Here is a 26,305-nt window from a genome sequence, read left to right as displayed (position 1 = left end):
ATGAAAGAAAAAAACGTAAAAGCAAAAGCTCCGAATAAAAAAGTTCTCGGACTGACTACAAAGATTTTTATTGCACTGCTCGCTGGTGCAATTCTGGGTATTGTACTTTGTTATCTGGTTCCGGACAGCAGCTTTAAGAAAGATGTCATTGTTGAGGGCATTCTGTATGTCATCGGACAGGGATTTATCCGTCTGATGAAGATGCTGGTCGTACCATTGGTATTCTGCTCTTTGGTCTGCGGAAGTATGGCGATCGGAGATACCAAGAAGCTCGGAACCGTAGGTGTGAGAACTCTGGCATTTTACCTTGCAACAACTGCACTGGCAGTTTGCGTTGCACTTGGTGTCGGAAATCTGATCAATCCTGGTGTCGGACTTGACATGAGCGCGATCCAGAGTTCTGCGGCATCCGTGGAAACCATGGAAGCAACGTCACTCACTGATACGATCCTCAACATCATTCCGGACAACCCGATCAATTCTCTGGCGAGCGGAAGCATGCTTCAGGTTATCGTATTTGCCCTGATCGTAGGTGTGATCCTCGCGAAGATGGGAGAGCGTGCAGAGACCGTAGCAAACTTTTTCAGCCAGTTCAATGACATTATGATGGAAATGACCATGATGATTATGAGCCTTGCCCCGATCGGCGTTTTCTGTCTGATCAGCCGTACCTTTGCAAATATCGGTTTCAGTGCATTTATTCCGCTGGCGAAGTATATGATCGGTGTACTGCTTGCCCTGGCAATCCAGTGTTTCGGTGTATACCAGATCCTGCTCAAGATCTTTACCGGTCTGAATCCGATTCGTTTTATCAAGAAATTTTTCCCGGTTATGGCATTCGCATTCTCAACTGCTACATCCAATGCGACCATTCCGATGTCTATTGATACCCTTTCCAAGAAGGTTGGTGTCTCCAAGAAGATTTCTTCCTTCACGATTCCGCTTGGTGCGACCATCAACATGGATGGTACTTCCATCATGCAGGGCGTGGCTGTTGTTTTTGCGGCGCAGGCATTTGGTATCCACTTAACCCCGATGGATTATGTAACGGTTATCGGAACAGCAACACTTGCTTCCGTAGGTACTGCCGGTGTACCGAGCGTTGGTCTTGTAACCCTGACGATGGTATTCAACTCTGTAGGACTTCCGGTTGAGGCAATTGGTCTTATCATGGGTATCGACCGTATCCTGGACATGACAAGAACAGCAGTCAACATCACCGGTGACGCTGTCTGCACAACGATCGTTGCACATCAGAACGGTGCTCTGGATAAGAAGGTCTTTAACGAAACAGAATAAAAGCAGAGTGATCTGTAAAAAACGACTGTACATGATGTATGGTCGTTTTTTATGTAATAGGAAATTACTCTGTAATGTTCCTATTACATAAAAACGCTCCGCGAGGATGCGACCAGATGCATGAGGAATATGTCTGCTGAAGCAGACTGCATCTGGCGCGCAAAGCGTAGCAAGTCCCTCAAAGATTGAGGGATTCAGGGAGTTTGAAGCGGACTTGTCCGCTTTGTTCTGTAATACATAAAACCGGTTGCATTCGTCATATGGCTTCGGCTATAATACGAGATATCAGGATTGCAGAAGTGCAAATACGCACAGCAGTCCGTATAGATCAGTTAAATGAAAGAGAGAATACTATATGAGTATATTAAATGTAGAACATCTGACCCATGGCTTTGGTGACAGAGCAATCTTCTCAGATGTTTCTTTTCGCCTTCTTAAGGGAGAACATATCGGACTTGTTGGCGCAAATGGTGAAGGTAAGTCCACGTTTATGAGTATCGTGACAGGAAAACTGATGCCGGACGAAGGTAAAGTAGAGTGGGCAAAAAATGTTCACGCAGGATACCTTGACCAGCATGCAGTCCTGGAGAAAGGAATGACGATCCAGGAAGTCCTGAAATCTGCATTTGATCCGCTGCTTCAGAAAGAACAGCGCATGAATGAAATCTGTGATCTTCTCGGAAGCGCAGATGAGGAAGAAATGAACGTGCTGATGGAAGAACTCGGCACAATTCAGGATGAACTTACCCTGCATGATTTTTATGTTATTGATTCCAAGGTTGAAGAGGTTGCAAGAGCACTCGGACTTCTGGATCTGGGGCTTGACCGGGATGTTACAGACTTAAGCGGTGGTCAGAGAACAAAAGTCCTTCTTGGCAAGCTGCTTCTGGAGAAACCGGACATTCTTCTGCTGGACGAGCCGACCAACTATCTTGATGAAGAACATATCGCATGGCTGAAGCGATATCTTCTGGATTATGAAAATGCATTTATCCTGATTTCTCATGACATTCCATTCCTTAACGAAGTGGTGAACATCATTTATCATATGGAAAATCAGGAACTGAACCGTTACGTAGGTGATTATGATCATTTTCAGGAAGTTTATGCAGTCAAGAAAGCACAGCTCGAGGCGGCATACCGCCGTCAGCAGCAGGAGATCAGTGAACTGAAAGATTTCGTTGCAAGAAATAAAGCCCGCGTTTCTACAAGAAACATGGCAATGTCCAGACAGAAGAAACTGGATAAGATGGATGTGATCGAACTGGCAGCAGAGAAACCAAAGCCGGAATTCAATTTCCGCTACGGAAGAACACCGGGAAAAATGCTCTTTGAAACACATGATCTGGTGATCGGCTACGATGAGCCGCTTTCCAAACCACTGAACTTTACAATGGAACGTGGACAGAAGATTGCTCTGGTCGGAACCAATGGTATCGGAAAGACGACTCTTCTCAAGAGCATCCTCGGATTGATTCCGTCTCTGAAAGGAAGCTGTGAGCGAGGTGAAAACCTCCAGCTTGGATATTTTGAACAGGAAGTGAAGGGTGATAATAAGACGACCTGTATTGAAGAACTCTGGCAGGAATTTCCATCATATACACAGTATGAAATCCGTTCTGCTCTTGCGAAATGCGGACTGACGACCAAGCATATCGAAAGTCAGGTTCGTGTCCTGAGCGGTGGTGAGCAGGCAAAAGTCCGTCTGTGTAAGCTGGTCAACAGAGATACGAATGTCCTTCTTCTTGACGAGCCGACCAACCATCTGGATGTCGATGCCAAGGAAGCCTTAAAGAGTGCACTCAAAGAATACAGAGGCAGCATCCTTCTGATCTGTCATGAGCCGGAATTCTACCAGGATGTAGTAAATGAAGTCTGGGATATGAGTAAATGGACTACGAAGGTATTCTAAATAACAGGAGGATTTATGCAGAAAGAGTTAAACCACAAGGTTCGTAAATGTTTCAACGAGGGGATATACAATGTCGCACGCTATACGGAAATCGTACTTTCAATCATTATTTTGATTGTGATCGCGCTGGCTGGGATCCGCCTGATCTTTACGATCACAGAAATACAGATCATGGACATGGACATAGATTTCTTTACAACATTTCTTGCAAATGGGTTATCTCTGGTAGTCGGAGTTGAGTTTGTAAAGATGCTCTGCAGACATTCAGCACAGACAGTTGTTGAAGTATTGATGTTTGCAACAGCCCGACAGATGGTAGTGGAACATATGAAACCATCACAGACACTGATCGGTGTGATCGCGATCGCAATCCTCTTTGCCATCCGGAAATTTCTGATGACAGAGGATGACGATATGGCGCATGCTCCGGTCAAAAAGCATGCAGATATGAATAAAGATGAGAATGTAGATGAGAAAGAATAAATTATCTCCTGCCCTTACTTAATGTACTGTTGTGATAATCAGAGGAGAAGGTCACATCACGGCCGAACCATGCCGGAGCGGTGTAAGCGTTGGCTGCATCCTCGGATGGGAATTCCACCTCTGCGAGCAGTAGTCCCTCGTAATCATCATGAAAAACATCCAGCTCGATCGTAAGCCCGTTTTTTTCCGGAATCAGATAACGGGTTTTGGAGATAACAAGCCCATCTGATTTGGGTTTAAGATGTTCATAGGCCTCCTGCGTCAGTGGAAGATTATATTCTTCTCTGGCCATGAGGCCTTTTGATTTGTATGTGAGAAAATATTCATTATCTTGACGACGGATACGGACAACAGGAGAAGTACAGAGATATCCCTGTTCGATTCTGTGAAATGGATAGTCGGAGAGGTTCTCCGGAAGCTGTTCTTTTTCTATCAGATATTTTCTTTCGATTTCCATATATGTTTCTCCTTTAAAAAACTCAGTTATTTTGTGGATTTAGTATATCGCTTTCAGGGCAAAAATGCTATACTGAATGACAGAATGACGCACTAAAATAATGAAATAAAATTTCAAAAAGATATAAAAAGGAGAGGTTTTTTATGAGCAAAAAAGTATATATTTTTCTGGCAGATGGATTTGAAGATATTGAAGGTCTGACCGTGGTGGATCTGATGCGGCGTGCAGACATTGATATAAAAACAGTTTCGATCAAGGAATCAAAAGAGATCACGACCTCACATGGAATCAGCATGTTGACAGACCTGGTATTTGTAGAAACGGATTTTTCAGATGCAGATATGCTGGTACTTCCGGGAGGAATGCCGGGAACAAAATATCTGAATGAATATCAGTCGCTTCGTGACCTGCTTGCGGACTTTTACAGAAAGGGCGGTAAAGTAGCTGCTATCTGTGCTGCACCGACTGTTTTTGCTTCTCTCGGATTCCTGGAAGGCAGAAAAGCAACCGCATATCCATCCTGTATGGATGGACTTGCAGGTGCAGAGCGTTCACTGGAGAGCGTTGTTGTAGATGGTAATGTGACGACCAGCAGAGGACTTGGAACGGCAGTGGATTTCGCACTTAGCCTAATCGGACAGCTTCTGGGAGAAAAAAAGGCAGATGAAATTGCTGAATCTGTGGTTTATAGCCGAAAATAAAGGAAAAACAGGGCTTTTTCATAAAAAATACTGGTGTTTTTAAAAACGTTGTGCTATACTACGATAATGACTGTAATTGTATCTCTTAATGAGAAGATACAGGGCCTGGACTATAGGAAACAGGCGCAGGGATAAAGATTATAGGTAGAATATAAGTAACTGGATCAGTTACGATTATAAGAAGTCTAACCTGAAAATTAAGGAGGAACAGGAAACATGAGTTTACAGGTGGAAAAACTGGAAAAAAACATGGCGAAACTGACAATCGAGGTTTCTGCTGAAGATTTAGAGAAAGCTATGCAGGCTGCATATCAGAAAGCAAAAGGAAGAATCACTCTTCCTGGATTCCGTAAAGGAAAAGCTCCAAGAAAAATGATCGAGCAGATGTACGGCAAGGGAATCTTCCTTGAAGACGCTGCAAACGCTCTGATTCCGGAACACTACAGCAAAGCACTGGAAGAATGCGACCTTGAGATTGTATCCCAGCCGGAAATCGATGTAACACAGGCTGAGCCAGGAAAAGCTTTCATCTTCACAGCAGAAGTTGCTGTTAAACCGGAAGTTACTCTTGGTGAGTACAAAGGTGTAGAAGTTCCGAAGTCTGAAACAGAAGTAACAGACGAAGACGTTGAAGCTGAACTGAAGAAAGAACAGGAGAAAAACTCCAGAACAGTTACAGTAGAAGACCGTGGAGCAGAAAACGGTGATATCACAACAATCGATTTCGAAGGATTTGTTGATGGTGAAGCTTTCGAAGGCGGAAAAGGAACAGACTACCCGCTGACACTTGGTTCCGGATCTTTCATTCCAGGATTCGAAGATCAGCTGGTTGGAGCTAAAGCCGGAGATCACGTAGAAGTAAAAGTTACATTCCCGGAAGAATACCAGGCAAAAGAGCTGGCTGGCAAAGAAGCTGTATTCCAGTGTGACGTTAAGAAAGTAGAAGCAAAAGAACTTCCAGAACTGGATGATGATTTTGCACAGGATGCTTCTGAGTTCGATACTCTTGCAGAGTACAAAGAAGACATCAAGAAGAACCTGACAGAAAAGAAAGAAAAAGAAGCACGTGCTGCAAAAGAAAATGCAGCTGTAGATAAAGCAATCGAAAACGCTCAGATGGAAATCCCGGATGCTATGCTGAATACACAGGTTCGCCAGATGCTGGATGATTTCTCCAGAAGAATGCAGTCCCAGGGACTTACTATGGAACAGTACTTCCAGTTCACAGGAATGACTCTTGAGAAAATGCAGGAAGAAATGAAACCGCAGGCTCTGAAGAGAATCCAGACAAGACTTGTTCTTGAAAAGATCGCAGAAGTTGAAAACATTCAGCCAACAGATGAAGAAGTTGAAGAAGAATTCAAGAAAATGGCTGATGCATACAAGATGGAAGTGGAGAAGATCAAAGAACTGCTTGGTGACCGCGAGTTAGAGCAGATGAAGAAAGATATGGCTGTACAGAAAGCCGTAACTCTCGTTGCTGACGAAGCAAAGGAAGCCTAAGTAAGCGTTCGTTCTGAATTACCACTGGAATCGACGAATGGAGGCATTTATATATGAGTTTAGTACCATATGTCATTGAACAGACAAGCAGAGGAGAAAGAAGCTATGACATTTACTCCCGTCTTCTGAAAGACCGTATTATCTTTCTTGGAGAAGAGGTAAATGATGTAAGCGCCAGCGTTATCGTGGCACAGCTTCTGTTTCTGGAAGCAGAGGATCCGAGCAAGGATATCCAACTGTATATCAACAGCCCGGGAGGATCTGTAACTGCTGGTATGGCTATTTACGATACCATGAAATATATCAAGTGTGACGTTTCCACAATTTGTCTCGGAATGGCAGCCAGCATGGGTGCTTTTCTTCTGGCAGGCGGAACCAAGGGTAAGAGATTTGCTCTGCCGCACTCTACTATCATGATTCATCAGCCGTCAGGCGGTGCCCAGGGTCAGGCAACAGAGATCCAGATCGTAGCAGATCATATTGCCCAGACCAAACGGACATTGAATGAAATTCTGGCAGAGAACACTGGCCAGCCTTACGAAGTAGTGGAAAAAGACACAGACCGCGATAATTCTATGACTGCTGAAGAAGCAAAGGCATACGGACTGATCGATGGTGTTGTCGAGCATAAATAAAGCAGACAGAAGGAACCTCTTTTCAGGGGGTTCCTTTTGTGCCATATCAAACTGAAAGGAAACGAGAACTATTTATGGCAGAAAAAATGAGAGATGGAAAAGTCAGATGCTCTTTTTGTCACAAGTCAGAAGACCAGGTCCGCAAGCTGATCGCCGGACCGGAAGGTGTTTTTATCTGTGATGAATGTATTGGTATCTGCTCAGAGATTATGGAGGAGGAACTGGCTCAGTATGATACAGAAGATGTTTATGATTCAGACATCAATTTGCTGAAACCGGAAGAAATTCATAAGATTCTGGATGACTATGTCATTGGACAGGATGAAGCCAAAAAGGCTCTGTCTGTGGCTGTCTATAACCATTACAAAAGAATTACCGCATCTAAGAATCTTGATGTGGAACTGCAGAAAAGTAATATTCTGATGCTGGGACCTACCGGTTCCGGTAAGACACTTCTGGCACAGACACTTGCCCGTCTTCTGAATGTACCGTTTGCGATCGCAGATGCTACGACACTTACAGAAGCCGGTTATGTCGGTGAGGATGTAGAGAATATTCTGTTAAAGATCATTCAGGCTGCGGATTATGATATTGAACGTGCGCAGTATGGAATTATCTATATTGATGAGATCGACAAGATCACAAGAAAATCTGAAAATGCATCAATCACCCGTGATGTATCCGGTGAAGGTGTGCAGCAGGCTCTTCTGAAGATCCTGGAAGGTACGGTAGCCAGTGTACCGCCACAGGGTGGACGTAAGCATCCGCACCAGGAATTTATTCAGATTGATACAACAAACATTCTGTTTATCTGCGGTGGAGCATTTGATGGTATTGAAAAGACGATCGAAGCCCGTCAGGATACCAAATCCATCGGATTTGGAGCAGATGTTTCTGTGCAGGAAGAAAGAAATATCGGAGAAATTCTGAAGGACGTTATGCCGGAAGACTTTATCAAATATGGTCTGATTCCGGAGTTTATCGGACGAGTTCCAATCGTAGTAACATTAGACGGGCTGGATGAGGAGGCACTGATCCGTATTCTTAAAGAGCCTAAGAATTCTCTGACCAAACAGTATCATAAATTATTTGAACTGGATGGAGTAGAGCTGGAATTCCAGGAAGAAGCACTGAAAGAAGTAGCCAGAAAATCCCTGGAACGTAAGACCGGCGCCAGAGGACTTCGTTCCATCATGGAAAAATCCCTGATGGATCTGATGTACCGTACGCCTTCTGATAATACGATATGCAAATGCATCATCACAAAAGATGCAGTAGACGGAACCGGAGAACCGGAAGTGGTTCATGGTGAACAGCCTGCTGTACAGCAGAATACCACAAGAAGAAATTCCCGTTCCAGAAAGACAGGAAAGCCGGAGACGGCTTAAAGAAGGGATTGAAGATACATGAAACAGCCAATTAGCATTCTTCCGGCAATTGCGCTCCGTGGGACAACGATTCTTCCGGATATGATCGTGCACTTTGATGTGAGCCGGGAACGTTCGATCAAGGCTATTGAGGCAGCAATGCTTCATGATCAGAAAATCTTTCTCGTTACACAGAAAGATCCGGAAGTAGAAAAACCAGAGTTGTCTGAGCTGTATCAGGTGGGAACGGTTGCTTATATCAAGCAGGTTGTGAAACTTCCACATGATCTGCTCAGAGTGCTGGTAGAAGGAATTGAACGAGCAGAACTTCTCGGTCTGGAACAGGAAGAGCCGTTTCTCAAAGCAGAGACGGCACTTTTTGAGCCGGATGGAGCGCAGTATACAAAGTCTCTGAAAGAAGCGATGTTCAGAAGCATTCAGGAACTTTTTCAGAGATATTGCATGGAAAGTGGAAAGATCAGCAAAGATCTGGCTGCGCAGATTATGAATATTACAGAACTGGAAGAGTTGATTCCCCAGATTTCCGTGAATGTACCACTGACTTATCAGAATAAGCAGAAAATTCTGGAAGCAGTCAGTCTGGAAAATCAGTACGAAGTTCTTGCTGTGATTCTGAATAATGAAATTGAAGTCCTGCAGATCGGGCATGACCTGCAGCGTAAATTAAAGGCACGTGTAGACAAAAATCAACGTGATTACATTCTCAGAGAACAGCTGAAGCTGATCCGGGAAGAACTCGGTGAGGAGAATACTGCGGATACGGCGGAAGAATACCGACAGAAAGCGGAAGCACTGGATGCACCGCAGGAAGTAAAAGACAAGCTGAATAAAGAAATCGACCGATTTAAGAGTATGAATAATGCTGCGGCAGAAAGCAGTGTTCTGAGTACTTATATCGAGACACTTCTGGGACTTCCGTGGAATAAGAAATCGGAAGATTCCACTGATCTTAAAGAGGCGTGGAAGATCCTGGAAGAAGGTCACTACGGTCTGAAAGATGTGAAGGAACGTATCATGGAATTCCTTGCAGTACGTAAACTGACATCTGGCGGTAAGAGTCCGATCCTGTGTCTGGTAGGACCTCCTGGAACCGGTAAGACTTCCATTGCGAAATCTGTAGCAGAAGCACTTCATAAGAAATATGTACGTATCTGTCTGGGCGGAGTCCGCGACGAAGCTGAGATCAGAGGTCATCGTAAGACTTATGTGGGAGCTATGCCCGGACGTATCACAGCAGCTCTTTCGCAGGCTGGTGTCAGCAATCCGCTGATGCTGCTTGATGAAATCGACAAGACAAGCAGTGATTATAAGGGTGATACTTCAGCGGCACTTCTTGAAGTACTGGATCCGGAACAGAACAATCATTTCAATGATCATTATGTAGAAGTTCCACAGGATCTCTCTGAGGTACTTTTTATTGCAACAGCCAATGACATGGACGGTATTCCGCGTCCACTCCTTGACCGTATGGAAGTGATTGAAATTTCCGGTTATACTGAGAATGAGAAGGAACACATTGCAAAAGATCACCTGATTCCAAAACAGCTGGAAGTAAACGGAATTCCAGAGGGCAAACTCAAGATTCAGACTCCGGCACTTCGGAAGATCATTACACTCTATACAAGAGAAGCCGGTGTGCGTGGACTCGAACGTAAGATTGGACAGATCTGCCGTAAGGCAGCACGTGAGATCATGGAAAATGATCAGAAAAAGGTGACTGTCAACAGTAAGAATCTGGAGAATTACCTTGGAAAAGCCAGATACAGTTATCTGATGGCAAACAAAAAGGATGAGGTTGGTATCGCAAGAGGTCTTGCATGGACGCAGGTCGGCGGTGATACGCTGCAGATTGAAGTTAATGTAATGCCTGGTAAGGGAGAACTTGTTCTCACAGGACAGCTTGGAGATGTTATGAAAGAATCCGCGCAGGCGGGTATTTCTTATATTCGTTCAGTGGCAGATAAATATGGAATCGCACCGGAGTTTTTCCAGGAAAATGATATCCATGTACATATTCCGGAGGGAGCAGTTCCAAAAGATGGTCCTTCTGCGGGTATTACCATGGCAACTGCAATGCTTTCTGCAATTATCGGCAGAGAGGTGCGTGCAGATGTGGCTATGACCGGTGAGATCACACTTCGTGGTCATGTGCTTCCAATCGGTGGTCTGAAAGAAAAGCTTCTTGCGGCCAAATATGCCAAGATCAAGCAGGTTCTGGTACCGAAGGATAACAAACCGGATATTCAGGAGATGGATGCCGAGATTCTTGATGGACTGAAAATCTCCTTTGTAGATAATATGAATGAAGTGCTGCATGAAGCACTTGCCTGATAATCGAAAGAGGATTTTATGATCATAAAAAGTGCAGTTTTAGATATCGTATGCGGTATTACCAGTAAGATTCCGGATACCGGTCTGCCGGAGGTTGCATTTGCAGGTAAATCAAATGTTGGCAAATCGTCTCTGATCAATGGACTGATGAACAGGAAAGCACTGGCACGTACCAGCGCACAGCCTGGCAAAACGCAGACGATCAATTTTTACAAGATCAATGATGAACTTGATCTGGTGGATCTTCCAGGTTATGGATATGCGCGGGTTACACCGGCCGAGAAAGAAAAATGGGGAAAGATGATTGAAAATTATCTTCATACTTCACATAATCTGAAAGCCGTTTTTCTCCTGATCGATATCCGTCATGATCCTTCTGCAAATGACAGACAGATGTATGAGTGGATCCTTCACAACGGATATGAGCCGATCATCATTGCAACGAAACTGGATAAACTGAAACGCAGTCAGGTTCAGAAGAATCTGAAAGCGATAAGAGAAGGCCTTCAGCTGAAAAAAGGAACTACAGTTATCCCTTATTCAGCAGAGACAAAGCAGGGCAGAGATGAGATCTGGGAACTGATCGAATCTCTGACCGGTGGAGAGCCTTCCGAAGAAGCCTGAAAGGACTAGAAAGATGGGAATCATCAAAGCGGCAAAACTTGCATTTGACTATTTAAGATATGACGAGGACGGAAATGTAGAAGCTACGCAGAGAGCAGTTGATGGTGTGGATTTGGACATTCAGGCAGGTGAATTTGTAGCAGTACTGGGTCATAATGGTTCTGGTAAATCTACTTTTGCAAAGCATATCAATGCACTGCTGCTTCCGACAGAAGGTACGATCTGGATTGATGGAATCGATACATCGAAAGAGTCGGAACTCTGGAAAGTACGCCAGAAAGCCGGAATGGTATTTCAGAATCCGGATAACCAGATCATCGGAACTGTAGTGGAGGAAGATGTGGGATTCGGACCGGAAAATATGGGGATATCTACCGGTGATATCTGGAAACGCGTGGATGAGAGTCTTGCAAAAACAGGAATGACGGCCTATCGTCATCATTCACCGAACAAACTGTCCGGAGGTCAGAAGCAGCGGGTTGCGATCGCCGGAGTAATGGCGATGCGCCCACAGTGTATCGTTCTGGATGAGCCGACTGCCATGTTGGATCCGAATGGACGAAAAGAAGTTCTGGAGGCAGTTCATCAGCTGAACCGGCAGGAAAATGTTACGGTCGTTCTGATCACACATTACATGGAGGAAGTCATTGATGCAGACCGGGTTGTGGTTATGGATGACGGTCATGTAGTGATGGAAGGAACACCGAAAGAAATTTTTTCTCAGGTAGAGACCTTGAAAAAATATCGCCTGGATGTGCCACAGGTAACTTTGCTGGCACATGAACTGAAACAGTCCGGAGTGGATATTCCGGATGGAATTCTTACTACGGAAGAGTTGGTAAATGCCTTATGTCAATAGAATTAAAAAATGTAACATACACATACAGTCCTGGAACTTCCTATGAGATTCATGCATTAAAGGATATCAATCTGAATATTCCGGATGGGCAGTTTATTGGTGTGATCGGACATACAGGCAGTGGAAAGTCCACACTGATCCAGCATCTGAATGCACTGATCCAGCCGACTTCAGGAACAGTATCTTACAATGGTGAAGATGTATGGGCAGAGAACTATAATCGACGCGCACTTCGAAGTGAAGTCGGTCTGGTGTTTCAGTATCCGGAGCATCAGCTTTTTGAAAGTGACGTGCTTTCGGATGTCTGCTTTGGACCGATGAATCAGGGAAAGAGCAGAGAAGAAGCGGAAGAAGAGGCGAAGAAAGCACTTCTTCAGGTTGGGTTCAAAGAAAAAAATTTCAAAAAATCTCCATTTGATCTGTCCGGAGGACAGAAAAAGCGTGTTGCGATTGCCGGAGTTCTGGCAATGAATCCGAAGATCCTGATTCTGGATGAGCCGACGGCTGGTCTGGATCCAAAGGGAAGAGATGAGATCCTGGATCAGATTGCAGAACTTCACAAAGTCCGCGGCATTACGATCATTCTGGTATCACACAGCATGGAAGATGTAGCCAAATATGTGGAACGCCTGATCGTAGTCAATCACGGAAAGATTGCTTTTGACGATATACCGAAAAAGGTATTCGCACATTATAAAGAACTTGAAGAGATGGGGCTGGCAGCTCCTCAGATTACCTATATTATGCATGCCCTGAAAGAAAAAGGACTTCCTGTAGATCCAGCAGATACAACGGTGGAAGAAGCGAAGCAGGATATTTTGCATGCACTTCGGGAAATGAACTCATCCTTGCTGAAAGGAGGAGTCCAGAATGATTAGAGATATTACGATTGGACAGTACTATCCTGCGAAGTCTGTGATCCACAAATTGGATCCTAGAACAAAACTTTTTGGGACACTGGTTTTTATCATTTCTGTATTTTTGTTTCACTCAATTGCCGGTTATGCGGTAGCGACGGTGTTCCTTGCAGGAATGATCCTGATTTCCACGGTTCCGGTGAAGTTTATCTTTAAGGGACTGAAAGCCATCTTTATGATCCTGCTGATCACGATGGTGTTTAATATATTCCTGACACCAGGGGAAGCACTTGTGAGTTTTGGAATCTTTAAGATTACAAAGGAAGGACTTTCCATGGCAGTCCGTATGGCAATCCGACTGGTTTATCTGGTAATTGGTTCTTCGCTGATGACATTGACAACGACACCAAACCAGCTGACCGATGGTCTGGAAAAAAGTCTCCGTCCATTAAACAAGATTCATGTTCCGGTACATGAGATTGCGATGATGATGTCGATTGCGCTTCGCTTTATACCGATTCTTCTCGAAGAGACGGATAAGATCATGAAAGCACAGATTGCCCGTGGTGCGGATTTCGAAAATGGAAATCTGATCCAGAAAGTCAAAAACATGGTTCCATTGCTGGTGCCACTGTTTATTTCAGCCTTCCGTCGTGCCAATGACCTGGCGATGGCGATGGAAGCCCGCTGTTATCATGGTGGAGATAATCGTACGCAGATGAAACCGTTGAAATACAAAAAGAGAGATCACATTGCATACCTGATCCTGTTTGCATATCTTGCGGTAGCAATTGGATTTCGTGTAGCCGGGTTATAAGAAGAATAGATGGTTCTTGCTGTAAGGGCGAGAACCATTTTTACCATAAATGGAGGGAAACATGAAAAGAGTTGGACTTGTAGTCGCCTATGATGGAACGAATTACAGTGGCTGGCAGATTCAGCCGAATGGAATTACCATTCAGGGTGTACTCAATGATGCATTGACAGATCTTTTGGGGGAAAAGATTGAGATCATGGGTGCAAGCCGTACAGATGCAGGAGTACACGCACTTGGAAATGTAGCAGTGTTTGATACGAATACACGCATTCCGGGCGAAAAGATTTCCTATGCACTGAACCAGAGACTGCCGGAGGATATCCGGATCCAGTTGTCAGAAGAAGTGGAGCCGGATTTTCATCCAAGATACTGTGACAGCGAGAAAACATATGAATATCGCATTCTGAACCGTAAATTTCCAGTTCCGACGGAACGTCTGTATTCCTATTTCTATCATTATAAGCTGGATGTGGACAAGATGCGGGAGGCGACCTCCTATCTGATCGGACGTCATGATTTTGCGAGCTTCTGTGGAACAGGAGCACAGGTGAAATCTACGGTCCGTACATTGACGGGAATCGATATCTGGCGCGATGGTGATATCGTAACGATCCGTGTCAAAGGTGAGGGATTCCTTTATAACATGGTGCGCATCATTGCTGGAACACTGATTCAGGTTGGAAACGGCCAGTATCCGCCGGAACGTGTAAAGAAGATCCTGGATGCCTGTGACCGTTCGGTTTCCGGACCGACTGCACCCGCACATGGACTGACACTGATGGGAATTGAGTTTTTTGATTAAAAATTTAAATGAATGCATATAAACAAGGCAGGGCTTAAGGTTCTGTCTTTTTTTATGGAAAATTCTTTTATTTCATTTTGTAGAATCATATCAATCCGTGGTTATAACCACATCTTTAAGGTGGAATGTATATTATATTAGATTTGCAAAGAAAATAGAATATACGTTAACGCAATAAGGAGGTTTAACCATGGGAAATAAAGAAAATAAAATGTTTTGTTTTCAATGTCAGGAAACAGCAGGATGCAGTGGATGTACAGTATCAGGGGTATGTGGCAAGAAGCCGGATGTAGCAGCAATGCAGGATCTTCTTGTTTATGTGACAAAAGGATTAAGCGCAGTGACTACGGAGCTTCGTTTCGATGGAAAAGAGATTGAGGCCTATGTAAATGAGATGATCATAGTGAATCTGTTTACGACGATCACCAATGCGAATTTTGATAAAGATTCTATCATTGAACGAATTAAAAATACATTGGCGACAAAAGAAGAATTGATCCGGAAAGTGGAAAATCGAGAAGTACTTCCGGAAGCAGCACTCTGGAAAGGGACGGAAGCGGATTTTGAAGCAAAAGCTTCTCGCGTGGGAATTCTTTCTACAGAGAATGAAGATATCCGCAGCCTTCGTGAGTTAATTACTTACGGGCTGAAAGGCCTTGCAGCTTATGCGAAACATGCGGCGGCACTTGCACATACCGATGTGGAGATTGACGCATTTTTGCAGAGGGCACTTGCAGCGACTCTGGATGATTCCCTGAGTGCAGATCAACTGACTGCACTGACACTGGAGACCGGAAGTTACGGTGTGAAGGTGATGGAACTTCTGGACAAAGCCAATACAGAGACTTATGGAAATCCGGAGATCACAAAAGTCAACATTGGGGTTGGCAAAAATCCAGGAATCCTTGTTTCCGGGCATGATCTTCGTGATCTGGAGATGCTTCTGGAACAGACACAGGGGACAGGTGTGGATGTTTACACACATTCGGAGATGCTTCCGGCACATTACTATCCGGCCTTCAAGAAATATTCGAACTTTATCGGAAACTATGGAAATGCATGGTGGAAACAGAAAGAAGAATTTGAGCGTTTCCACGGTCCGATTCTGATGACGACAAACTGTATCGTGCCGCCAAAGGACAGCTACAAGGACCGTATGTACACGACAGGAGCAGCTTCCTATCCGGGATGCACCCATATTCCAGGTGCTATCGGAGAAGAAAAAGATTTTTCTGCGATTATCGAACAGGCAAAGAAATGTCCGGCGCCGGAAGAAATCGAGCATGGTGAGATTGTGGGAGGATTTGCACATGCACAGGTACTTGCCCTTGCAGATAAGATTGTGGAAGCAGTCAAATCCGGAGCAATTCGTAAGTTTGTTGTTATGGCAGGATGTGATGGACGTGCAAAATCCCGAAACTATTACACGGATTTTGCCAAAGGATTGCCAAAAGATACCGTGATCCTGACTGCCGGCTGTGCAAAATATAAATATAATAAGCTGGATCTGGGGGATATCGGTGGAATTCCGAGAGTCCTTGATGCTGGACAGTGCAACGATTCCTATTCTCTGGCAGTGATCGCACTGAAATTAAAAGAAGTTTTTGAGCTGAATGATATCAATGAACTTCCAATCGTGTATAACATTGCGTGGTATGAACAGAAAGCTGTGATCGTGCTTCTGGCGCTGCTTTCCCTTGGCGTGAAAAATATTCATCTGGGACCGACATTGCCGGCATTCCTCTCCCCGAATGTTGCCAAGATTCTGGTGGATAACTTTGGAATCAGCGGAATTGGAACCGTGGAAGAGGATTTGAAAAATCTGATCGGATAAGAAATTTTGAATCAGATGATGTTTCCCTTGACTAACCGCACCTGTATATGATTAAATCAACAGGAATCAATCATATATATCTATATGAGGGAGTAGTGGCGCACAGCGTGGCAAGTCAACATCCTGACCGCTGGTCTGGCTTGTCTTAAATAACGAGACTCATGTATGGCAAAGTTACTGTAAAAGTAACGTTCTGTTTGCTGTACAGGGAGTCTCATTTTTGTATGTACGAAGAATAATAAAGCCACACAAATTTGTACGTAAATAAAGATTACTGTGAATAGTGACACATATAGCAGACAGTGGCAGATCATTTGGAGGGAATGGGTATGATTACTTTTCTGGCATCACTTTTTATCAAGGACAGTAAAAATTATAAAGAACCATCGGTAAGGCAGGCATACGGAGTATTAAGCGGGGCAGTAGGAATCGGACTGAATATTTTGCTGTTCTTTGGAAAATGGCTTGCCGGTACGATCAGTGGTTCGATTGCAATTACTGCAGACGCATTCAACAACCTTTCAGATGCCGGATCGTCGATCATCACGTTGATCGGCTTTCGGCTTTCCGGACAGGAACCGGATCCGGAGCATCCATTTGGACATGGAAGAATGGAATATATTTCCGGTCTTCTGGTGTCCGTTGCAATTCTTGTCATGGGATTTGAACTGATCGGGTCCTCCATCGGCAAACTGCGAAGTCCGGAACCGATTGAGAGCAGTGCACTGGTATTCGGCATTCTGATCGCATCGATTCTTGTAAAGCTGTACATGTTTTTTTACAATCATTCCTTAAGCAAAAAGATAGAAAGTGCAGCGATGAAGGCAACATCAGTGGACAGCCTGAGTGATACAGTTGCAACAACGCTGGTTCTGATCGCAACACTGATCAGTAAATATACGGGATTACTTCTTGATGGATGGTTTGGTATTCTGGTAGGATTGTTTATTCTTTATACCGGAGGCTCTACGCTGAAGGAAACCATAGATCTTCTTCTTGGTCAGCCGCCGAAACAGGAGTTTATCGATGAGGTTAAGGAAATCGTGCTGGGACATTCAATGGTACATGGCGTGCATGATCTGATCGTGCATGATTATGGACCGGGGCGTGTAATGATCTCACTTCATGCTGAAGTGGATGTGAATGGAGATATTCAGGATATTCATGAACAGATCGATCATATTGAACATGAACTGCAGGAAAAACTGCACTGTTCGGCAACGATTCATATGGATCCGATCGTAACCGATGACAAAGAGGTCCTTGCGATGAAGGCAAAAGTTGAGGAGATGGTACATTTTCTGGATGAATCGTTCAGTATGCATGATTTCCGCATGGTGAAGGGATCGACCAGAACGAATCTGATCTTTGATGTGGAGGTACCGAGAAAAACATCTTATACAGATAATGAAATCGTGAACTGGCTGAAAGAAAGGATTCATGAACTGCCGGGGAGTAAATATTTCGCTGTCATTCAGATTGATCATGAATACTATTAAAAATATTGATGACAATACAAAAAGTTTTAGTTTGACAGGTCATATGGATTTGGTATAATAAACTAATCGTGGCAATATTCAGTGCGTAGAACGGTATAATCGCACCTTCAAAGGAAATAGCAGAGAGCTTCAAAGAAGAAGTAACTGTTGTTTCCTTTTTCATGTTATGAATAAATAATTCCGGAATGTTCCAATAACGTGAAAAGTAAAAGCCCGGTAAGAGAATTGAAAGAGAGGAAAGAGTATGGAAACAAAAGAAAAAAACACTGCAACGCCATATGATCTTGATGGAAAACCGCCATTGAAGCTGGCAATTCCGCTTGGCCTGCAGCATGTTCTGGCAATGTTTGTCGGAAACCTGACACCGCTTCTGATCATTACAGGAGTTTGTGGCATTGAGTCAGGAAGCGAACTTCAGGTAGCACTTCTTCAGAATGCTATGCTGATTGCGGGAATTGTAACACTGATCCAGATTTATACGATCGGACCGGTTGGAGGTAAATTACCGATTGTTATGGGAACCAGTTCCGGATTTATCGGAGTCTGTAGAAGCGTGGCAGTAACCATGGGAAGTGGTGTGGCTGGTTATGGAGCAATTCTGGCAGCTTCTTTTATTGGCGGCCTGTTTGAAACAGTGCTTGGCGGATTCCTGAAGCCATTGCGTAAATTTTTCCCGGCAGTAGTAACCGGTACAGTTGTATTGTCAATCGGTCTTTCACTGATTTCTGTTGGTATCGGTTCTTTTGGTGGCGGAAATACCGCACCAGATTATGGTTCACTGGAGAACCTTTTTGTAGGTACGGTAGTTTTGGTTGTAATTATTGCACTGAAACATGGAACTAAAGGATTTACCAGTTTTTCTTCCATTCTGCTTGGTATCATTGTTGGATATGTTCTCGTATCTGTTATGGCGATGGTCCTTCCAACAACATTTACCTATGTAGATGAGACCGGCGCTACGATCGAAGCGACAAAATCATGGGTTATCAACTGGAGCAAAGTGGCAGATGCATCCTGGTTTGCAATTCCAAAGATCATGCCGGTCAAATGGGTATTTGATGCGAAAGCGATCGTGCCGATCTGCATTATGTTTGTGGTTACAGCAGTAGAGACGGTTGGTGATATTTCCGGTATCACAGAAGGTGGACTTGGAAGAGAAGCTACTGATAAGGAACTTTCCGGTGGCGTTATGTGTGACGGACTTGGTTCTTCACTTGCAGCAGTATTTGGCGTTCTTCCGAATACTTCTTTCAGCCAGAATGTAGGTCTGGTTGCCATGAATAAAGTCGTAAACCGTTATTCGATTGGTATTGGTGGAATTTTCCTGATCGCATGTGGCTTATTCCCGAAACTTGCGGCACTGATTTCCATCATGCCACAGAGTGTTCTGGGTGGAGCAGCAGTTATGATGTTCTCATCTATCGTAATCAGTGGTATTCAGCTTATTACAAAATGGCCATTGTCTCCAAGAAATGTAACAATCGTTTCTGTGGCACTTGGTGTGGGATACGGACTTGGTTCCAACTCTGCAGTACTTGCACAGCTTCCGGAGAGTATCAATCTGATCTTCGGCGGTTCAGGTATCGTGCCGGCAGCATTGTTTGCGATCATTCTGAATATCATTCTTCCGAAGGATGAAAAGACAGAAGTGGAGATGGCAGAGGAGATACTGGCGGAGAAGAAAGAAATGGAAAGTAAATAAAAAGTTTATTTCTGCCGCGAAATTTCCAAGTTATTTTATTGCACCATGAAAACTTTTTATGTAATTATGAAAAAAGTCAGAGAATTTTATATTATGTATACAATTTTAAAATATCAACAAAAATCTAAATGAAAAAATTTGATATTTGGTTAATCTGTTTTGGTACTCGGTGCTATACTTCTAACCGTAAAAAGAAAACGAACTTAACAAAACCTCCTTTCACAAAACAAAGTTGAAGGCTGCTAAGCATCAGATTTTTGGAGGAAAAGACAAATGAATACTTTAAAAGCTGAAAAAAGAAGCATGGACGTTAAGGCAAAAAGACTGAGAAGAGAAGGATACGTTACAGGCAATGTATTTGGTCGTGAGATCGAAGGTTCTATTCCGGTAAAAATGTCTAAGTCAGAGGTTGACAAATTGTTAAAGACCGACCATAAGGGAAGTCAGGTTATGCTGGAAGTAGATGGTCAGACATATGATGCACTGATCAAAGAGGTTGATTTCAACCCACTGGCAGGCAGAGTTGATGAGATTGATTTCCAGGCACTGGTAAGCAATGAAAAAGTACATTCTGTTGCTGAGATTGTAATCGTAAACCATGACAAAGTAGCAGATGGTGTTCTCCAGGAGAACATGGAAGAAATAAATTACAGAGCTTATCCGTCAGCACTGGTTGACAAAGTAGAAGTAGATGTTGCCGGACTGAAAGTCGGCGATACTATCCGTGTCAAAGATTTGAGCCTTGCAAAAGACAAAGATGTTGATATCAAGGATGATCCGGAAGCTGTTGTACTGACAGTTGTAGCAGTTCATAACGGAGCTGTACCGGAAACCGTAACACCTGAAGAAGCAGAAACAGAAGAAACTAAATAATCTGCTGAATCAGAACTCATACCTATACAATAAAATAAGATAAAAGATTCCTCCTGTAGAGTTGGTTCACAGGAGGAATTTTTTTGTAACATTTTCCGTGTTCAGATGTTATATTGTTGAAAGAGAGAAAAAAGCCGGTGGAAAAAGTGGGCAGGCAGACAGTATCCGGTGCAGAAAGCAGGAAAGGGGGAATACGGATGTGGATAATGAAATTTTATTAAAACTTTACAGCCTTTATCAGAAAGAACTTTACCTGTATCTGTATTCTTTTTGTGGCGACAGGCATCTGGCAGAAGACCTGCTGCATGAGACATTTCTCAAAGCACTGCTGGCACTGCCGGACGGGCATACGAACATGCGGGCATGGCTTTATATGGTTGCGAGAAACCTGTTTTACAATCAGCAAAAAAAGAAATCCCAGGAGATTTTAATGGAGGAGCAGGAGTGTTTCCCTGAGAAAAACAGAGACGAGGATCTACTTGAAAAAATCCTTGAGGAAGAAAACAGACGAATACTTTATCAGGCAATCCGCAGATTGGAGGTAAAGAAACGAGAAGTGATTCAGATGCAGTATTTCGGTGGGATGTCTCAGAAAGAAATCGCGGCAGTGCTACATATCACGCCGGAGAATGTGCGTGTACTGGCATATAGGGCAAAGAAAGAATTAAAGAAAGATTTGGAAGAGTTAAAAAAGTGAATAGCCAGATAAGTGAAAAACGTAAAGACAGTACGAGGTATGTTTGTAGAATCTGATAAAACAGAGTTGACGGAGAGGAGGAGGTCAAATGACATATCGTGAATTACTGAAATTATATAAGCAGGGGAAACTGGAAGACAGCACAAAGAAACAGATAGAAGCGGAAATCGAAAAGCAGGATGCAATCAGTGAATTTCTTTATGAAGAAGGAGCAATACCAGATTTCTCTGATCTGGAGAGTGGGCAGGACTATTTCGATGATTTGAATGACAAAAAACAGTGGACAGAACGACAAAACAGTAAGACAGAGGACAACGTAGAAAAACAATCAGAAAATCGGATAATAGAAAAAAGTAAGTTTGCCGGAGACTCCAGAAATCAGCAGGAGGATGAGTTCAACAGGCAATTCATAAAAGAAATCCAGCGTTTTATCCGCAGAGCTTTTATCAAAATGGGACTGGCAGTGGGGGTGGTTGTCCTTGCAGTCGTCCTGAGTGCGGTATTTATCTTACCAAAAGCAGTGTCTGAGTTTTATTATAATCCAAACGAAGCAGCTGGTCAGTATGAAGAAATGACCACGACTAGAATGAACCTGGATCTGTCTGTCTATTCTGAGTTGTTTCTGCCAGGTAATCACCGTGATCAGGTCAGTGCAGTATCAAGGGGCTACGGTGAATACGATATCGTCATTCCACAGACCTCCAGCTGGACGGGAAAATTTACTTCTGTCAGTGGCCGCCTGGTGAGAGGAAAACTCACTCTTTATGATAATAATGTATTGAGTCGCCCGATCATGCAGTTCTACCTTCCGGGAGACGAGGATGCATGGGCGGCGTGGGAAGTAGACGAAAATGGAAAAGAAACTAAAATGGATACAGAGGCACGTAAGGAAGCAAGTATTCAGGATTCCAAAGAAACAATCGCAGATTACAATGACAATGACTGGTACCTCGCGTATGTTTCCATCAATGATATCATGGACTACAAAGATTTTATTGAGTGGTTTCAGAATCTTTCCAACCAGAAAGAACTGGAATGGGGAGCCCTCTGGTGTGCGGTTCATACAGAAGATGAGGATGGTTATTGTGTAGAACCAAATATTGGTTTCTGTCCGCTGCCATCCGGAATGAGCGTAAGCTGGGACAGAGAAAAATATCCATATCTGTCGCTTCTGGACAATTCGGATCTTAGCCATGTGGCAGAGGCAAATGACGAAGAAACCATGCAGACTCATTTTACCAGTATGCTTTCTTACATTCAGGATCATGATGATATCCTTTCCATGATGGGACAGACGACAGATTCTCCGAACAGATATCAGGATATGATTAATTTTGTGCAGAAAAATGGCCTGAAGATTCATGGTTTTGCAATCAGTGCAAAGAAGACGGCTCTTCTTGAATTATATAAAGAAGATGTGGTATCTTATATTCAGACAACACCACAGAATTGAGAAAGAAGTGAGACCATGGAAATTACAGAAATGTTAGACGAACTGAAAAGTAAAGCACGCCGTGACGAAAAACTTCGGGCAGAGCTTCTGGAGACACGAAAGAATGCACAGCCTCTCAGCGCATTCTGCCGGAAATGCCGTGAACTGGGCTATGAGATTTACGATATGGATCTTATCACAGCTGGAGAAGAATTTTACGCTACTATGCGCAGAAGTACCAATGGTGGAGGGGAAAACTCCCCGATGCTGGAGGGTGAGGATGATTTTTACGAGCTGTTTTTTGCGGGATTGGAGTAAATTATGAACATATGCATCTATGGAGCTTCCAGTGCAGAGCTGGAGCAGATCTATTATGATAAAACAGAAGAACTTGGCAGGATGATGGCAAAACGTGGACATGGCCTTGTATTTGGTGGCGGGGCGACCGGAATGATGGGAGCAGCAGCGAGAGGCGTCGATTCTGAAGATGGGTATATCCTCGGCATTGCTCCGCGTTTCTTTGACAAGCCGGGAGTTTTATATGAGAATTGCAGTGAATTTATTTTTACAGAAACTATGCGCGAGCGAAAAAAACTCCTTGAGGAACGTTCCGATGCAACAATCGTGACTCCTGGCGGAATTGGAACTTACGAGGAATTTTTTGAGATTCTGACACTCAAAAGTCTGCACAGGCTGGATCGCCCGATCGTTCTTTATAATATCAACGGCTATTACGATAGAATGAAAGCTCTGCTTCAACATACCGCGGACGAGAAATTTATGGATGTTGCCAACATGGAACTCTGTGCGTTTATGGATGGTCCGGAGCAGATCCTTACATACATAGAAAACTATCGAAGACAATGGACACAAACGAAGGAATAAAAGATGAAAAATCCATTACATTACCAGTTATCCGAATACGACTGCGGACCGACATCTATGATGAATGCAATCGCCTATTTATTTGAACGGGAAGAAATCCCACCGGAGGCAGTCCGAAATATGATGCTCTACTGTCTGGACTGCCACAGCAAAGAGGGCATCCCAGGGAAACGTGGGACGTCCAGAGCTGCAATGATGTTTTTAAGCAACTGGCTGAATGAATACGGCGAGCTGGGAATCATGTCCGTGAGCAGTGAGTATCTGTCAGGGCGAAGCGTGTACATAAGTGAAGAAAGCCGCATTAATCATGCATTGAACCATGGTGGCGTGGCAGTTGTTCGTCTGTATCTGGAGGAAGAGCATTATGTTTTGATGACAGGTATACAGAATGAAAATATTCTTCTCTTTGATCCTTATTACTGGGATAAACCATTTGAACAGAAAGATATTCTGATGGATGATAAACATCCCAGGGAATATAACCGTATCGTGCCTTTTAAATACTTTAATCAGGAAAATAAAGAAACAATATACGCTCTCGGTCCGCTGGAAGAGAGAGAAGCAGTTCTGATCTTCAATGAAAAGACCAGGACCGTGCCGGAGGAAGTTATCGAGTACTTTATCTGATTATAGAAAAAAGGATTTCAGAATCCATGGAGATTTTATATCAAACCATGGAACTGAAATCCTTTTTTGGGCGTATTTAAGAACTATGGATGAAGTTCGCCGACACCCTGAATGATGTTTGCCGGGATGTTCATAATAATATTCCTCATTTCATGCTGTCACAGAAGATTTTTTCCATGCTTGCTTTCAGCGGAACGCCAAGCTTAGCGAGTGTTCCGTCCAGAGCAGCAAAGACTTCACGGACATTGTAGAAATCAGCATTGTTTCCCATATGACCAATGCGGATGACTTTGCCTGCAAGAACATCAAAAGAACCGGCAAGCATGATGTTGTAGTCCTTTTTGACACCATCGAGGATGGCAGCTGCGGTGGTTTCTTCCGGTACTTCGAATACCGTGACCGTATTGGAGAATCCACTCTTAAGGTAGAGGTTCAGTCCTGCACCTGTGATTGCCTTGCGAGAAGCCTCGGCGATTTTTTCATGTCGTGCAAGGATACCCGGGTCTGCGGCGATATTGTCGATCGCTGCACGAAGTCCGTAGATATCGCTGATCGGCATGGTGTATGGGAACCATTTTTCTTCATAATAATGTGCAAAAGTAGTCAGGTTTGCATAGAAGGATGCAATCGGTGTCTTACGTTCTGCCATAGCTTTTTTGGCATCATCACTGATGACTACAAAAGTCAGTCCTGGAGGTGCGGAGACAACTTTCTGGGAGCCACCGCACATAATGTCAATCTGCCAGTCGGAGATACGCATTGGTTCACCGAAAGAAGCAGATACGGAATCGACAACCGTCATGATGCCGTATTTCTTGAGAAGTGGACAGATTGCGGAAATATCATTCAGCATACCGCTTGGAGTGTCGCCATGGACAACGGTTGCGTATTTGTAATTGTGATGTTCTTTGAGAAATTCCTCGAGTTCCTGTACATCGAGAGTTTCACGGTAATCTCTGGAATAGAGTTCCGGGATACCACCGTACATGGAAACGAAATCCGCGAATCCTTTGCCATAGATACCGTTATCCAGTACGAGGACACGGTCACCAGGTTCTGTCATAGAAGCGCAGGCAGCCTCCAGACCGAGGATTCCTTCTCCGCCAAGAATAAGAGTTTCGTTGTCAGTATGGAGAAGACGGCTGATCTCTTCACAGGTTTCTTTGTAAAATTCTACGAAGCTTGCATCGAGATCAGGATTGGTGCATTCTCTGCTGCGGGCGAGACGCACGTTTTCAGCAACCTGTGTCGGTCCCGGTGTCATAATTTTATACATAAGATCAATCCCTTCTTAAATAATTCTTATTTTTTTAATCCAGTTCTTTTTGCTGCAACATTCAGTGGTGCGATAACAACAAGAGTGATCACTGCTGCAACACCGATCTGTACCAGGTTTCCAGGAATAGAAGCAACCGGTGCAAGCGGATTTCCATAAATAACGACCTCAGCAATGTAGTAGCCGACAACTTTGATCACACATGCTGCTGCGATTGCAATCACATACCATTTGAAGTTCTGGTGTTTTTCATTCTCAGTAAGTTTTCCTACTGTGAAGCCCATCAGTCCAACGATTACAAAAGTAAATGGAGCCCATAAAGTCCATCCGGAAAGCAGATCAAAGAGTCCCATTCCAACACCGCCTGCAACTGCGCCGGTCTTTTTGCCAAAGATGATCGCACCGATGAACAGAGGAACGTTGCCGAGGTGAATGAGTCCTCCATTTGCTGCGATTGGAAGACGGACGTTGATGAATGCAGTAAAGATATAAGTCAGTGCAACGAAGATTGCTGTTACGGTGAGAAACTGAACAGAAGAAACCTCCTGATCGTTTGCTGCTGTCTGTACATTTGCGTTTGCCATGATGAAAAGTTCCTTTCCCGGAAGGTAAAGAGTATTTGATCTGTTACAGTATATTTTGCAGTAACGAAAACCTGTTTAACCTTCCTTTTATATATGTTTTTGATTGGGTATACTTTACAACAGAACTGTACATGAATAAAGAGGCAGTTTATAGAAAAAATAAGGGGACAGTTTGAATATTGATGGCATGTAGATTTATAGTTGTGATGAACAGGATGACATGGTATG

25 protein-coding genes are annotated in these 26,305 nt (G+C 43.7%); 22 read left to right on the top strand and 3 right to left on the bottom strand.

Annotation, left to right across the window (positions count from 1 at the left end):
* The 3 genes from NQ503_RS13255 (at position 1) to NQ503_RS13245 (ending at position 3,694) form a co-directional block, all read left to right on the top strand.
* The gene (locus NQ503_RS13255; RefSeq protein WP_044926162.1) at positions 1 to 1,299 is read left to right on the top strand and encodes a dicarboxylate/amino acid:cation symporter; all 1,299 of its coding nucleotides are present in this window, start codon (positions 1 to 3) and stop codon (positions 1,297 to 1,299) included.
* Positions 1,300 to 1,654: 355 nt separating this feature from the next.
* Positions 1,655 to 3,211, top strand: coding sequence for an ABC-F family ATP-binding cassette domain-containing protein (locus tag NQ503_RS13250; protein ID WP_005426024.1), 1,557 nt, complete (start codon positions 1,655 to 1,657; stop codon positions 3,209 to 3,211).
* A 15-nt stretch (positions 3,212 to 3,226) separates the two neighbouring features.
* Complete coding sequence (locus NQ503_RS13245) at positions 3,227 to 3,694, top strand: hypothetical protein (protein WP_005426023.1); 468 nt, start codon at positions 3,227 to 3,229, stop codon at positions 3,692 to 3,694.
* A 1-nt stretch (position 3,695) separates the two neighbouring features.
* Here NQ503_RS13245 and NQ503_RS13240 read toward each other — a convergent pair whose 3' ends face one another.
* Positions 3,696 to 4,151, bottom strand: a complete 456-nt coding sequence (locus NQ503_RS13240; RefSeq protein ID WP_005425290.1) for a CYTH domain-containing protein — start codon at positions 4,149 to 4,151, stop codon at positions 3,696 to 3,698.
* A gap of 143 nt (positions 4,152 to 4,294) precedes the next feature.
* On the opposite strand from NQ503_RS13240, the gene NQ503_RS13235 reads away from it, so the two are divergent.
* The 19 genes from NQ503_RS13235 (at position 4,295) to NQ503_RS13145 (ending at position 24,217) form a co-directional block, all read left to right on the top strand.
* Positions 4,295 to 4,852, top strand: a complete 558-nt coding sequence (locus NQ503_RS13235) for a DJ-1 family glyoxalase III (protein ID WP_005425292.1) — start codon at positions 4,295 to 4,297, stop codon at positions 4,850 to 4,852.
* A 216-nt stretch (positions 4,853 to 5,068) separates the two neighbouring features.
* Positions 5,069 to 6,355 (top strand): trigger factor, encoded by a 1,287-nt coding sequence (gene tig / locus NQ503_RS13230; RefSeq protein WP_005425294.1) that lies wholly within the window; start codon positions 5,069 to 5,071, stop codon positions 6,353 to 6,355.
* Between the two features lie 53 nt (positions 6,356 to 6,408).
* Positions 6,409 to 6,990: an ATP-dependent Clp endopeptidase proteolytic subunit ClpP gene (gene clpP, locus NQ503_RS13225; RefSeq protein WP_259892623.1), complete on the top strand. Its 582-nt coding sequence runs from the start codon at positions 6,409 to 6,411 to the stop codon at positions 6,988 to 6,990.
* 74 nt (positions 6,991 to 7,064) lie between these two features.
* Entirely contained in the window at positions 7,065 to 8,378 is a 1,314-nt protein-coding gene (clpX, locus tag NQ503_RS13220) for an ATP-dependent Clp protease ATP-binding subunit ClpX (protein WP_005425296.1), read from the top strand.
* 18 nt (positions 8,379 to 8,396) lie between these two features.
* Positions 8,397 to 10,709, top strand: coding sequence for an endopeptidase La (lon, locus tag NQ503_RS13215; protein WP_005425297.1), 2,313 nt, complete (start codon positions 8,397 to 8,399; stop codon positions 10,707 to 10,709).
* 18 nt (positions 10,710 to 10,727) lie between these two features.
* Positions 10,728 to 11,333: a ribosome biogenesis GTP-binding protein YihA/YsxC gene (gene yihA / locus NQ503_RS13210; RefSeq protein ID WP_005425298.1), complete on the top strand. Its 606-nt coding sequence runs from the start codon at positions 10,728 to 10,730 to the stop codon at positions 11,331 to 11,333.
* Between the two features lie 13 nt (positions 11,334 to 11,346).
* Positions 11,347 to 12,192, top strand: a complete 846-nt coding sequence (locus NQ503_RS13205; RefSeq protein ID WP_005425299.1) for an energy-coupling factor transporter ATPase — start codon at positions 11,347 to 11,349, stop codon at positions 12,190 to 12,192.
* Positions 12,183 to 13,070, top strand: a complete 888-nt coding sequence (locus tag NQ503_RS13200; RefSeq protein ID WP_005425300.1) for an energy-coupling factor transporter ATPase — start codon at positions 12,183 to 12,185, stop codon at positions 13,068 to 13,070. Before NQ503_RS13205 ends, NQ503_RS13200 begins: the two co-directional genes overlap by 10 nt.
* On the top strand, positions 13,063 to 13,866 hold the full coding sequence (locus tag NQ503_RS13195) for an energy-coupling factor transporter transmembrane component T family protein (RefSeq protein ID WP_005425301.1): 804 nt from the start codon (positions 13,063 to 13,065) through the stop codon (positions 13,864 to 13,866). Before NQ503_RS13200 ends, NQ503_RS13195 begins: the two co-directional genes overlap by 8 nt.
* 61 nt (positions 13,867 to 13,927) lie before the next feature.
* Positions 13,928 to 14,668 carry a tRNA pseudouridine(38-40) synthase TruA gene (gene truA, locus NQ503_RS13190; protein ID WP_044925733.1) on the top strand — a complete coding sequence of 247 codons (741 nt, stop codon included), beginning with the start codon at positions 13,928 to 13,930 and terminating at the stop codon, positions 14,666 to 14,668.
* Positions 14,669 to 14,858: 190 nt separating this feature from the next.
* Entirely contained in the window at positions 14,859 to 16,502 is a 1,644-nt protein-coding gene (gene hcp / locus NQ503_RS13185) for a hydroxylamine reductase (RefSeq protein WP_005425309.1), read from the top strand.
* A gap of 329 nt (positions 16,503 to 16,831) precedes the next feature.
* A complete protein-coding gene (locus NQ503_RS13180) occupies positions 16,832 to 18,001 on the top strand; it encodes a cation diffusion facilitator family transporter (protein ID WP_044925735.1) in 1,170 nt (389 codons plus the stop codon).
* A 244-nt stretch (positions 18,002 to 18,245) separates the two neighbouring features.
* The gene (locus tag NQ503_RS13175) at positions 18,246 to 19,703 is read left to right on the top strand and encodes a uracil-xanthine permease family protein (RefSeq protein WP_055065724.1); all 1,458 of its coding nucleotides are present in this window, start codon (positions 18,246 to 18,248) and stop codon (positions 19,701 to 19,703) included.
* Positions 19,704 to 19,976: 273 nt separating this feature from the next.
* On the top strand, positions 19,977 to 20,576 hold the full coding sequence (locus NQ503_RS13170; RefSeq protein ID WP_005425313.1) for a 50S ribosomal protein L25: 600 nt from the start codon (positions 19,977 to 19,979) through the stop codon (positions 20,574 to 20,576).
* A 199-nt stretch (positions 20,577 to 20,775) separates the two neighbouring features.
* A complete protein-coding gene (locus NQ503_RS13165; protein WP_022387954.1) occupies positions 20,776 to 21,273 on the top strand; it encodes an RNA polymerase sigma factor in 498 nt (165 codons plus the stop codon).
* Positions 21,274 to 21,361: 88 nt separating this feature from the next.
* Positions 21,362 to 22,726, top strand: a complete 1,365-nt coding sequence (locus tag NQ503_RS13160) for an anti-sigma factor C-terminal domain-containing protein (RefSeq protein WP_005425326.1) — start codon at positions 21,362 to 21,364, stop codon at positions 22,724 to 22,726.
* Between the two features lie 15 nt (positions 22,727 to 22,741).
* Positions 22,742 to 23,023, top strand: coding sequence for a hypothetical protein (locus NQ503_RS13155; RefSeq protein ID WP_005425328.1), 282 nt, complete (start codon positions 22,742 to 22,744; stop codon positions 23,021 to 23,023).
* Positions 23,024 to 23,026: 3 nt separating this feature from the next.
* A complete protein-coding gene (locus tag NQ503_RS13150; protein WP_055056887.1) occupies positions 23,027 to 23,590 on the top strand; it encodes an LOG family protein in 564 nt (187 codons plus the stop codon).
* 3 nt (positions 23,591 to 23,593) lie between these two features.
* Positions 23,594 to 24,217 carry a peptidase C39 gene (locus NQ503_RS13145; RefSeq protein WP_044925736.1) on the top strand — a complete coding sequence of 208 codons (624 nt, stop codon included), beginning with the start codon at positions 23,594 to 23,596 and terminating at the stop codon, positions 24,215 to 24,217.
* 145 nt (positions 24,218 to 24,362) lie between these two features.
* Here the strand turns inward: NQ503_RS13145 and NQ503_RS13140 are convergent, their stop codons facing one another.
* Together NQ503_RS13140 and NQ503_RS13135 are read right to left on the bottom strand one after the other, a co-directional pair.
* Complete coding sequence (locus NQ503_RS13140; RefSeq protein ID WP_005425343.1) at positions 24,363 to 25,493, bottom strand: pyridoxal-phosphate-dependent aminotransferase family protein; 1,131 nt, start codon at positions 25,491 to 25,493, stop codon at positions 24,363 to 24,365.
* Between the two features lie 26 nt (positions 25,494 to 25,519).
* On the bottom strand, positions 25,520 to 26,077 hold the full coding sequence (locus tag NQ503_RS13135) for an ECF transporter S component (protein ID WP_005425344.1): 558 nt from the start codon (positions 26,075 to 26,077) through the stop codon (positions 25,520 to 25,522).
* Positions 26,078 to 26,305: the final 228 nt, after the last annotated feature.

This window comes from Blautia obeum ATCC 29174 (assembly GCF_025147765.1).
GTDB lineage: Bacteria > Bacillota > Clostridia > Lachnospirales > Lachnospiraceae > Blautia_A > Blautia_A obeum.
The sequence above is the reverse complement of the archived record's forward strand: the minus strand, read 5'-3'. Positions and strand labels throughout refer to the sequence as shown.

What these genes read in the sequence shown, in the direction of transcription:
- NQ503_RS13255 (WP_044926162.1), top strand. Translation starts at nt 1, where the DNA reads ATGAAAGAAAAAAACGTAAAAGCAAAAGCTCCGAATAAAAAAGTTCTC.
- NQ503_RS13250 (WP_005426024.1), top strand. Translation starts at nt 1,655, where the DNA reads ATGAGTATATTAAATGTAGAACATCTGACCCATGGCTTTGGTGACAGA.
- NQ503_RS13245 (WP_005426023.1), top strand. Translation starts at nt 3,227, where the DNA reads ATGCAGAAAGAGTTAAACCACAAGGTTCGTAAATGTTTCAACGAGGGG.
- NQ503_RS13240 (WP_005425290.1), bottom strand. Translation starts at nt 4,151, where the DNA reads ATGGAAATCGAAAGAAAATATCTGATAGAAAAAGAACAGCTTCCGGAG.
- NQ503_RS13235 (WP_005425292.1), top strand. Translation starts at nt 4,295, where the DNA reads ATGAGCAAAAAAGTATATATTTTTCTGGCAGATGGATTTGAAGATATT.
- tig (WP_005425294.1), top strand. Translation starts at nt 5,069, where the DNA reads ATGAGTTTACAGGTGGAAAAACTGGAAAAAAACATGGCGAAACTGACA.
- clpP (WP_259892623.1), top strand. Translation starts at nt 6,409, where the DNA reads ATGAGTTTAGTACCATATGTCATTGAACAGACAAGCAGAGGAGAAAGA.
- clpX (WP_005425296.1), top strand. Translation starts at nt 7,065, where the DNA reads ATGGCAGAAAAAATGAGAGATGGAAAAGTCAGATGCTCTTTTTGTCAC.
- lon (WP_005425297.1), top strand. Translation starts at nt 8,397, where the DNA reads ATGAAACAGCCAATTAGCATTCTTCCGGCAATTGCGCTCCGTGGGACA.
- yihA (WP_005425298.1), top strand. Translation starts at nt 10,728, where the DNA reads ATGATCATAAAAAGTGCAGTTTTAGATATCGTATGCGGTATTACCAGT.
- NQ503_RS13205 (WP_005425299.1), top strand. Translation starts at nt 11,347, where the DNA reads ATGGGAATCATCAAAGCGGCAAAACTTGCATTTGACTATTTAAGATAT.
- NQ503_RS13200 (WP_005425300.1), top strand. Translation starts at nt 12,183, where the DNA reads ATGTCAATAGAATTAAAAAATGTAACATACACATACAGTCCTGGAACT.
- NQ503_RS13195 (WP_005425301.1), top strand. Translation starts at nt 13,063, where the DNA reads ATGATTAGAGATATTACGATTGGACAGTACTATCCTGCGAAGTCTGTG.
- truA (WP_044925733.1), top strand. Translation starts at nt 13,928, where the DNA reads ATGAAAAGAGTTGGACTTGTAGTCGCCTATGATGGAACGAATTACAGT.
- hcp (WP_005425309.1), top strand. Translation starts at nt 14,859, where the DNA reads ATGGGAAATAAAGAAAATAAAATGTTTTGTTTTCAATGTCAGGAAACA.
- NQ503_RS13180 (WP_044925735.1), top strand. Translation starts at nt 16,832, where the DNA reads ATGATTACTTTTCTGGCATCACTTTTTATCAAGGACAGTAAAAATTAT.
- NQ503_RS13175 (WP_055065724.1), top strand. Translation starts at nt 18,246, where the DNA reads ATGGAAACAAAAGAAAAAAACACTGCAACGCCATATGATCTTGATGGA.
- NQ503_RS13170 (WP_005425313.1), top strand. Translation starts at nt 19,977, where the DNA reads ATGAATACTTTAAAAGCTGAAAAAAGAAGCATGGACGTTAAGGCAAAA.
- NQ503_RS13160 (WP_005425326.1), top strand. Translation starts at nt 21,362, where the DNA reads ATGACATATCGTGAATTACTGAAATTATATAAGCAGGGGAAACTGGAA.
- NQ503_RS13155 (WP_005425328.1), top strand. Translation starts at nt 22,742, where the DNA reads ATGGAAATTACAGAAATGTTAGACGAACTGAAAAGTAAAGCACGCCGT.
- NQ503_RS13150 (WP_055056887.1), top strand. Translation starts at nt 23,027, where the DNA reads ATGAACATATGCATCTATGGAGCTTCCAGTGCAGAGCTGGAGCAGATC.
- NQ503_RS13145 (WP_044925736.1), top strand. Translation starts at nt 23,594, where the DNA reads ATGAAAAATCCATTACATTACCAGTTATCCGAATACGACTGCGGACCG.
- NQ503_RS13140 (WP_005425343.1), bottom strand. Translation starts at nt 25,493, where the DNA reads ATGTATAAAATTATGACACCGGGACCGACACAGGTTGCTGAAAACGTG.
- NQ503_RS13135 (WP_005425344.1), bottom strand. Translation starts at nt 26,077, where the DNA reads ATGGCAAACGCAAATGTACAGACAGCAGCAAACGATCAGGAGGTTTCT.